At 70.8% G+C, this 1,118-nt stretch carries 1 protein-coding gene; it reads right to left on the minus strand.

Annotated features, from left to right (window positions below; translation table 11 throughout):
* Nucleotides 1-287 precede the first annotated feature (287 nt).
* Nucleotides 288-998 carry a phosphate signaling complex protein PhoU gene (phoU, locus tag D180_RS18925; protein ID WP_017914020.1) on the minus strand — a complete coding sequence of 237 codons (711 nt, stop codon included), beginning with the start codon at nt 996-998 and terminating at the stop codon, nt 288-290.
* Nucleotides 999-1,118 lie beyond the last annotated feature (120 nt).

The raw sequence follows: 1,118 nt of genomic DNA on the forward strand, positions 1-1,118 counted from the left end.
TAGCCCTGGGCGAGGTCGGTCATCGCCAGCGCGGAGGCGGACAGGCCGATCCCGCCAAGCAGGACCGCACCGGCGAGGGCAGAGGACGGACGGGACGACGTGGACATGCGCAGGCTCCTGGCGATGGACGGGTGCCGGTCGGGGTGTCCGGCAGTGCGCCAAGCCTACCCGCTGCCGCACCGCGCTGCATGCGGCGGTGCGTGGCGACAAAAAAGGCTCCGTTGCGCACGGAGCCCGGGGACGCCAGCGGCGGCGGAACGGCGCATGGCCGGTCCGCACGCCGGGGATCAGATGCCGCTGGTGGAGCTGGTCTCGTCGCGCTTGTCGCGCGGCGGCAGCGGCTCGTCGCCGTGCACCAGGAACCACACGTTCTCGGCGATGTTGGTGGCGTGGTCGCCGATCCGCTCCAGGTTCTTGGCCATGAACAGCAGATGCGTGCACGGGGTGATGTTGCGCGGGTCTTCCATCATGTAGGTCAGCAGCTCGCGGAACAGCGCGGTGTACTGCGCATCGAGCTGCGCGTCGCCCTGGCGCACCAGCAGCGCGGCGTCGGCGTCGTTGTTCTGGTAGGCGGCCAGCGCCGCGCGCACCTGTTCGGCGGCGAGCTTGCCGAGCTGGCGCAGGCCCAGGGTCTGCGGCATCGGCGGGGACATGTTCAGCGCGATCGAGCGCTTGGCGACGTTGGCGGCGTAGTCGCCGATGCGTTCGACGTCGGCGGGAATGCGCAGGCCGGCCAGGATCTCGCGCAGGTCGCGCGCCATCGGTCCGCGCAGCGCCAGGCGCATGACGTCGTGGCTGATGGAGTGCTCGAGCGCGTCGATCGCTTCGTCGTTGACGACGATGCGCAGCGCGGCGTTGTCGTCGCGGCGTTCGACCACGTCCAGCGCCGCTTCCAACTGCGCCACCGCGGTTTCGCCCATGCGCACGATCTCGGCGGCGAGGCGATGCTGTTCTTCGTCGTAGCTCTTCACGATGTGCTCGTTGGGCTGAGTGTTCATGTCGTAGGTCCAATAGGTGCGTTGGTGTCGCCGCGGCCATGCCTGGCGGTGCGGTGCTGGCGTCGCCGGGCGCCCGCCCGTGGGGCGGCGGGCGCGGCCGCTGCGACGAGGCAGCGGCGG

The sequence above is a fragment of the Xanthomonas sp. SHU 166 genome (assembly GCF_000364685.1).
GTDB classification, from domain to species: domain Bacteria; phylum Pseudomonadota; class Gammaproteobacteria; order Xanthomonadales; family Xanthomonadaceae; genus Xanthomonas_A; species Xanthomonas_A sontii.

Coding starts and splice junctions, on each gene's coding strand:
- phoU (WP_017914020.1), bottom strand. CDS start 998: ATGAACACTCAGCCCAACGAGCACATCGTGAAGAGCTACGACGAAGAA.